This is a genomic window from Pseudonocardia sp., assembly GCF_050246655.1.
GTDB lineage: Bacteria > Actinomycetota > Actinomycetes > Mycobacteriales > Pseudonocardiaceae > Pseudonocardia.
In genome coordinates this window covers 49,391-56,662 of sequence record NZ_JBFWVQ010000026.1, presented here as the reverse complement: position 1 = coordinate 56,662, position 7,272 = coordinate 49,391, and the positions used below count along the sequence as shown (strand labels likewise).

At 70.5% G+C, this 7,272-nt stretch carries 7 protein-coding genes; 3 read left to right on the top strand and 4 right to left on the bottom strand.

What is annotated here, in order from left to right; translation table 11 throughout:
- Positions 1 to 700: 700 nt before the first annotated feature.
- The 4 genes from AB7J25_RS11605 to AB7J25_RS11590 form a co-directional block, all read right to left on the bottom strand.
- Positions 701 to 1,624, bottom strand: coding sequence for a copper resistance D family protein (locus AB7J25_RS11605; RefSeq protein ID WP_428508031.1), 924 nt, complete (start codon positions 1,622 to 1,624; stop codon positions 701 to 703).
- 208 nt (positions 1,625 to 1,832) lie between these two features.
- On the bottom strand, positions 1,833 to 2,702 hold the full coding sequence (locus AB7J25_RS11600) for a DUF2182 domain-containing protein (protein ID WP_428508029.1): 870 nt from the start codon (positions 2,700 to 2,702) through the stop codon (positions 1,833 to 1,835).
- Between the two features lie 53 nt (positions 2,703 to 2,755).
- Positions 2,756 to 3,559, bottom strand: coding sequence for an IclR family transcriptional regulator (locus AB7J25_RS11595; protein WP_428508027.1), 804 nt, complete (start codon positions 3,557 to 3,559; stop codon positions 2,756 to 2,758).
- Positions 3,560 to 3,609: 50 nt separating this feature from the next.
- Positions 3,610 to 4,260: a YcnI family protein gene (locus AB7J25_RS11590; protein ID WP_428508025.1), complete on the bottom strand. Its 651-nt coding sequence runs from the start codon at positions 4,258 to 4,260 to the stop codon at positions 3,610 to 3,612.
- A 356-nt stretch (positions 4,261 to 4,616) separates the two neighbouring features.
- On the opposite strand from AB7J25_RS11590, the gene AB7J25_RS11585 reads away from it, so the two are divergent.
- The 3 genes from AB7J25_RS11585 to AB7J25_RS11575 are packed head-to-tail and all read left to right on the top strand — an operon-like array spanning position 4,617 to position 7,272.
- On the top strand, positions 4,617 to 5,408 hold the full coding sequence (locus tag AB7J25_RS11585; protein ID WP_428508023.1) for an IclR family transcriptional regulator: 792 nt from the start codon (positions 4,617 to 4,619) through the stop codon (positions 5,406 to 5,408).
- Positions 5,405 to 6,568 (top strand): CaiB/BaiF CoA transferase family protein, encoded by a 1,164-nt coding sequence (locus AB7J25_RS11580; RefSeq protein WP_428508021.1) that lies wholly within the window; start codon positions 5,405 to 5,407, stop codon positions 6,566 to 6,568. Before AB7J25_RS11585 ends, AB7J25_RS11580 begins: the two co-directional genes overlap by 4 nt.
- Positions 6,565 to 7,272, top strand: a complete 708-nt coding sequence (locus tag AB7J25_RS11575) for an enoyl-CoA hydratase/isomerase family protein (protein WP_428508019.1) — start codon at positions 6,565 to 6,567, stop codon at positions 7,270 to 7,272. The genes AB7J25_RS11580 and AB7J25_RS11575 overlap by 4 nt, the downstream gene beginning before the upstream one ends.

Below are 7,272 nucleotides of genomic sequence, written 5' to 3'. Positions count from 1 at the left end.
TGCCCGCGGCGGCCGGCCGCCCGCGTTCGACCCCGCCGTCTACGCCGGCCGCAACGTCGTGGAGCGCTGCTTCAACCGGCTCAAACAGTTCCGCGGTCTGGCCACCCGCTACGCCAAACGCGCCCGCCACTTCCCCGTCGAGATCATCATCGCCACCACCGTGTCATGGCTACACCGACCTGCAGGACAGGCCCTACCCGCCCGCTATCGGGTGGGTCGCCGTCGTCACCGGAACGGGCGCCATCGTCGCCGGCACCACCAAGTTCCTCGGTCTGGACGTCGTCCCGATGCCGCTGCTGTTCGGGGGATTTCGTCATCCCGTCGATGCTGTGGCTCGTCGTCCTCGGCCTCCTCACCTGGCGGCGGGCCGGCTCGACCGTGCCCACGACGTCGCAGGGGTGAGACCCGACTGCACATCGCCGACGGCGACCCTGGGGTCGAGTGTCCGCCCAACTGCCGCTTCCGACCACGCCTGCCCATTCGCACACCCCGCCAACGATCAAGGTGTTGCGACAAGTACTGGAACCCACGCGCCGCCAAGGGGTCAGTCTGGGCCAGTTCGGTTCACACAGAGCGTCACCCGGCGGCCCTTCACGTGCTCAGCTGCATTGCCGAGGCCGCGGAGCTGCACCACTACCTGGACGCAACCGGATCAACCGTCCGCGAACTCGAGCCACCGGCTCACGGCGAAGCCGCAGCGTCAGAGCGTGGGCGACGCTCCGGCGAGCAGCGCCGCGATGCCGAAGACAGCTCCCATCGCAGCTACCTCGACGAGGATCCAGCGCACCGTTGTCCCCACGCGTCCTTCCCTCAAACCGGGAAGGAAGGTGAAGCGGATTCTCGCCCCTAGCGCGACGACGATCAGCAGTCCGGCGAGCTTCGCCAGCACGAGCAGGCCGTAGGGATCGGTGAGCACTTCGGTCCACGAGGTTTCCGCGCCGGCCTCGGCCGTGAGGATCACCGCGGCGCTTAACGAACCCGTCAGCGCGACGAGCGCCGCACATCCTCCGGCGAACCGCGAGTACCGTGGCAGAGTCCGGGCGAGCGCCGACGGGTAACCGCGCAGCACGGCGGCGAGGACGGTCAGCACACCTACCCAGCACATGGCACCGAGGACGTGCCCGGCCATCGCGAGAACCATGGGTCCCCCGAAGTCGGCCTCCACGTGACTTGCGTGCCCCGACAAGCTGACGGGCAGCACGCCGACGAAGGCGATCATGATTCCGGCCGCCGCGTCTCGCCGGGGAAGGAAGCCACGCCTGCCGGCCAGAATGAGATAGGCGAGGCCTGCCATCGCTGCCGCAACGAGGGCCTTGCCGACGGTGAAGGTCGCCACGTAGCGCAGCACGAGCACCGGTCGGAGGCCAGCTCCGGGCGCGATCTGGTCCACGCGGGCGAGGAGGTGCCCGATGGACGACCCCACCGCGAGCCCGGCCCCAAGAAGCCCCAGCCGGCGGGCGGCGGCCCACACCGGGGCATCGCCCTCGTCCGGTCCGAGCAGCGGCGGCAGGAGGCTGACACCGACCATCACCGCGAAGCCGGTGATGATGCCCGCTCGCGTCACCGGCAGGAGCGCGCCGAGCGCGGGGCCGTCCGGCCCCGCCGAACCCAGCGCGACGCCCACTGCCGACGCCACTGCCAGGGCCACGATCGCGAACAGGCCGCCACCTCGCCCGACGCCGGTCGTCGCATGTCCGGCCCGCGGTCGGGCGAACGCACGTCCCGGCCGAGCGCGCACTCCACGAGGCGCCCCGTCGGGAGACGGGCGTCCGGGATCGGACGACTTCACCGTCATCGACATCTGCCGACCCTCCCGATCGGCGGTTCCGGGCTCACCCGAGGTGTGTGTGAGCGCCGGAGCCGAGGAACAGGACAGTGACCGCAGCCACCGCGAAGGCGATGCCGACGGGACGCACGACCTTTTCGCCCCACGGCATGGCCTTCTCCACGAACATGATCAGCGCCAGGATCCCCATCAGCGCGAGCTGCGCGGCGCCGGAGACGACCATCACCAGCATCAGCGCCCAGCAGCACCCGACGCAGAAGACGCCGTGCCGGATGCCGAGCTGCCATCCGGCGCTGCCACCTCGTCGGTAGTAGCGCAGCAGGAAGGAGACCGGGTGACGGCACTCCTTCAGGCAGGCGTCCTTCAGCGGAGTGAGCTGCCAGATGGCGCCCATGGCCAGAGCGGTGGCCACCACGACCTGCCAGTTGTCGGCGAGCCATGGCCAGGCCTGCGCCAGCGCGTTCACCCCGAGATCGACCCCGAACGCCAGCATCCCGAACCCGACCCAGACGGTGAAGTACCCGAGCAGGAAGTAGCAGAAGGAGAGTCGCCATCCCGGCACCTTCTGCGCGGTGGCCACGAACAGGGTGATCATCGGAACGGAGGAGGGCAGCATCATCGCAGCCGTCATCACGATCCACGCCAGGGCGACGAGGGCCAGCGCCGCGGCGAGCCCGAGCGTGCCGGCGGCGACGTCCACGGCCACGGCGTGGCCGTGCCCGCCGAGTGCCCACAGCGCGGCAACCGCCCTGCCCTGAGCACCGGACGCCAGTACGGAGGCGACGACGGCCACCGCCCAGGCGCCGAGGATGACGGCGAGCAGCCCGGTAAGGACACCGCGCCGACCCTCCAGACCCAGGCGGGCGCGCAAGCGTGCCATCCGGCTCGCGCCGGGGCGATCCACGACCTCCGTCATCACATCCTCCGTCCTTCTCGGGCCCGGGACGGACGCCACCGACCCCACCTTCGTCATGTGCTTCCGGCGAGTGAAGGCTCGTCGCTCGCCTCGCCCCCCACCGTGTGCATCTGCTCCACCGCGGTTCTCAGTGCATCGAGCAGGACTGTCCGTCTGCGCAAGAGCCGGTCGGCAGGCCCTGAGAAGCCGATGGCGGCCGCTGCGCGCCCGCGGGTCGACGGGACCACCACGGCGATGCCGCCGATCCCCGCCCGCCACTCACCGCGGTTCACGGCGAACCCCTGGGATCGGATCCTCTTGAGCTCACGGCGGAGCAGACGAACGTCACACAGGGTGAGAGCGGTATGGCGGACGAGTGGGCGCTCGAGCACCGCCCGCTGCACCCGGTCCGGCTGGTGGGCGAGCAGCACCTTGCCGGTGGCGACGCTGTACGCGGGCGCCCTTGCCCCGACCGCCGTGTACGACGTCAGTGGTGGGACACCGTCGGCCTTGGCGACGTACACGACCTCGCCACGGTCGTACACCGACAAGTGCACGGTCTCCTTGAACCGGGTGGCGAGGGCGTGCACAGCGCCGGCACAGATCTCCGGCAGTGGTGGTTCGTCGCCGGAGCGCATGGCGATCTCCCACAGTCTGCTGGCAAGCCAGTAGGTGTCGTCGTCGGGTTCGCGGCGGACCCAGCCGAGCGCACAGAGCGTGTGCACGAGCCGATAGGTCGTCTGGCGTGGCAGGCGGACCATCTCGGCGATCTCCCGGATGGTGCACGGACCATCGGCCAGGACCTCGACGACCTGCACACCGTTGGCCAGGGTTCCGAGCATGCCCGTGGCGGCGGGCCGGGCCCTATCCTCGCTCATGTCGCCACGCGATCCATTCGGCTGCTCGCACCGACCACCCGGTCTCCCCGTCACGAGCGTGTCTCCGACGGCGTGCGGTCCTCGGCCCGCGCACCGGCGTGTCGCCGCCGCGTGAGGGCGACACCGAGGAGAGCCGATAGAGCCACGACGAGCGCACCCACGCCGAGCCAGCGTGCGACGTTGTCGGAGTTCGGCGCATCCACCGTGCTACCCGTGGTCTGGCCATGGTCGGCCGCGGTCGTCGCGCCGGCCGGCGCGAGCGTCACGGACGGCGCCGGCCGCTCGGGCTCGGCGTTGCCGGGGCCCGGGATCTCGTTCCAGGCGACGACCTCCCCGTCGTCATAGGTCTGGATGGCGGGGAAGACGAGTGAATCCGTGTCGGTCGGCAGCGGACCGACCGAGAGCGGGAAGTCGACGAACTCGCCGGGGCCGATGCGCGTCCCTGGGTCCGCCGTCCATGTCACCGCGCTCACGGCCTCGGTGAAGGACCGTTCGCCGCGCTGCACTGGTGACGGCAGCGTGCTGCGGGTGACGACTGCGGTCCATCCCGGTTGTTGCGTGGTGCGCGCGGAGGTGATCGGGTGCTCGAGCGGCAACGAGATCTCGACCTTGATGGTTCCCGCCGTGTCCGACTCGTTCGGGACCCGGAAATTGATCACCGTGTAGCCGCCCTGCTCCGCGGTGCCCGGCTGCGCGGTCACGTGGGCGGAGGCAGGTGCGACACCCGACAGGGTCAAGGCGGCGACCGCGACTGCGACCGCAACACCGCGGAGGGCAGGACGGAGGGCGGTACTCATCGGGCTCTCCCCATGGCCGGGATGCAGATAGGGAGCACGGCGAGCGCCGAACCCGATCAGTCGCGCCGGGTGCCGGCGACCGGATACAGCTTGTCCTGATATTTAGGACGCGTGCTCAATTAATGATATGGATGACACCAGATCGCCCCATCGGTGTCAAACCTCGGGAGCGGTGCCAGCTGACCGGCGCTCGGTTTGACGATCGGCCGAGTCGCCCATACGCTCGAACTACGGAACAGCGTCACGTATGTTGGGACACGATGGACAGCACACTGCTGAAGGGGCTGCGCGTACTCGAGACGGTGGCGCGCAGCGGCACGCCGCGAGGAGTCAGCGACCTCGCGCGAGAACTCGACCTCACCCGGAGCAACGTCCATCGCACGCTGCAGACGTTGCTCGCGGCCGGGTACGCGCGGCAGTCCCCGGACGGCCGGGGGTACGAGTGCACCCTCAAGCTGTTCGAGCTCGCGAGCGCGATCATGGAACGGGTCGACGTGCGACGATGCTCCGGTCCGCACATCCGCAGGCTGGCCGAGCTGACCGAGGAGTCGGTACACCTGTCGGCCCTCGACGGCACCGATGTGGTCTACCTCGACAAGGTGGAGAGCCCGCAGCCAATCCGTGCGTACTCCTCGGTCGGCGGCCGGGCTCCGGCCCATTGCGTCGCGTCCGGGAAGGCCCTCCTGTCGTGGGCCTCCGAGGAGGTTCTCGCCGAGGTGACGGCGACCCTCATCCCGCACACCAACCGCAGCATCACGGATCCCGATGCGCTGCAGCGCGAGCTGGCGCAGGCCCGCCGGGCCGGATGCGCGATCAACCGCGGAGAGTGGCGGGGCGCTGTCGGAGGCATCGCGGCTCCGGTGTTCAACGCCGCGGGGCACGCGGAGGCGGCGGTCGGCGTGTCCGGCCCCGTCGAACGGATCCTCGAACGCGAAGGCTTCCTTCGCGGTGCGGTGCTCGACACCGCACGGGCGATCTCGTCGGAACTCGGCTGCCGCAGCTACCCGGCCCACGATGTCGGGGAGATACGCGAAGGGACGTCGATCGGATGAAGGCGCCACTGGACGGCCTCCGGGTGATCGAGATCTGCAGCGTGGCCGCGGGCCCGTTCTGCGGGATGCTCCTCGGCGACATGGGTGCCGACGTCGTAAAGGTGGAGAGCCCCCATGGAGGGGACAGCATGCGGGCCTGGCCCCCGCTGACGGGGGGCTACAGCGAGAACTTCGCCTCGCTCAACCGCAACAAGCGCTCCGTCGCTCTCGACCTCAAGTCCCGCGCGGATCACGAGGCGGCGCGCGCCCTGCTGGCCGAGGCGGACGTGCTGATCGAGAACAACCGGCCGGGCGTCATGACCCGGCTCGGCCTGGACTACGCAGCGGTCAGCGAGCTGAACCCGCGGATCGTCTACTGCTCGATCTCGGCCTACGGCCAGACCGGGCCGCGCGCCAGCGAGGGTGGATTCGACCTCACGATCCAGGCGATGAGCGGGATCATGAGCGTCACCGGCGAGCCCGGGCGCTCCCCGGTCAAGTGCGGGGTTCCGATGGCGGACTTCGCCACGGGGTTGTACGCGGCGTTCGCGGTCGCATCGGCGCTACGGGCGACTGCGGGGTCGGGCAAGGGCACACACATCGACGCGTCCATGTTCGGCTGCACGCTGGCCGTGTCCGCCTTGCAGACGAGCGAGTACTTCGGCTTCGGCATCGATCCCGGCAAGCTGGGCTCCGCTCATCCCCGCAACGCCCCCTACGAAGCGTTCCCCGCCGCGGACGGCCACCTTGCGGTCGCCGCGGGCAACGACTCGCTTTTCGCCGCGGCATGCCGGGCCATCGGCAGGCCGTACCTCGCGCACGACGCGCGGTTCGCGACGACGACCCTGCGGGCAAGCAACCAGAAGGCACTGAAGGAGATCTTCGAGAACTTCTGTGCCGAGCGAACGGTCGCCGCTCTGATGGAGGTCTTCGGCGCAGCAGGCGTCCCGTGCGCGCCGGTCAACAGCTACTCCGATGCCCTCGCTGATGCGCAGACCGCCCACATGGGCTGGGTACGGCCCCTGACACTGCCCAACGGCGAGCGGACGAAGACCTTCCTCTCGCCGCTGCGCTTCGACGGGGAGAATCCTGCACTGCGCTGGCCGCCGCCCGGTCTCGGCGAGCACACCGACGAAGTACTGGACGCACTTCCGTTCACCCGGAGGCGAACAGCATCGTGACCGTCCTGCGCTCGCAGCGGCAGGAGGGTGTGCTGACGCTGGATCGGCTGGATCGCTACGACGCGTTTTCGGCCGAGCTCGTGGAGGATCTGCTCGCGACGGTGGACGAGGCCGAACCCGGCACCGCCGACGTCCTCGTGGTGTGCGGGGCAGGCCCCGGGTTCGGTGCGGGTTTCGATCTCGGCGACGCCGACGCTGCGCCCGACGGGGAGGGCGAGCTCCTCCGCCGGTTCGTCCGGATCGAGCAGTCCCTGCGGGCGGTCGACCACGCGCCGTTCGTCACCCTCGCACTCGCCCACGGCGTCGCAGCGGACCTCGTCTGCGCCTGCACCCACCGCGTCGCCGCACCCGGCACCCGGTTCCGGATGCCGGGTCTCCGGTTCGGCGTCGTACTCGGCACCCGCCGGCTTGCCCGGCGCGTGGGCGCCGACGCCGCCCTTGCCATCCACTCCGGCGGCCGGGTGCTCGACGCCGAGGAAGCACTGCGCCTCGGCCTGCTGACCGCGGTCGTTCCTCAGGATGGCTGGGATGCCACCGTCGCCCGCATCACCGCCGAGGTCGCGGGCGCGGAGAGGTCGCGCGCGCAGCGTTCCACCGTCGCTCCCTCACCCCGGACGACCGGGACCAGGACCTGGCCGATCTCGTGCGCTCGGCGACTGCGCCGGGCCTCGCCGCCCGTCTCGCCGCCCACCGCTCGTCCGTGA

What these genes read in the sequence shown, in the direction of transcription:
- AB7J25_RS11600 (WP_428508029.1), bottom strand. Translation starts at nt 2,702, where the DNA reads ATGACGGAGGTCGTGGATCGCCCCGGCGCGAGCCGGATGGCACGCTTG.
- AB7J25_RS11595 (WP_428508027.1), bottom strand. Translation starts at nt 3,559, where the DNA reads ATGAGCGAGGATAGGGCCCGGCCCGCCGCCACGGGCATGCTCGGAACC.
- AB7J25_RS11585 (WP_428508023.1), top strand. Translation starts at nt 4,617, where the DNA reads ATGGACAGCACACTGCTGAAGGGGCTGCGCGTACTCGAGACGGTGGCG.
- AB7J25_RS11580 (WP_428508021.1), top strand. Translation starts at nt 5,405, where the DNA reads ATGAAGGCGCCACTGGACGGCCTCCGGGTGATCGAGATCTGCAGCGTG.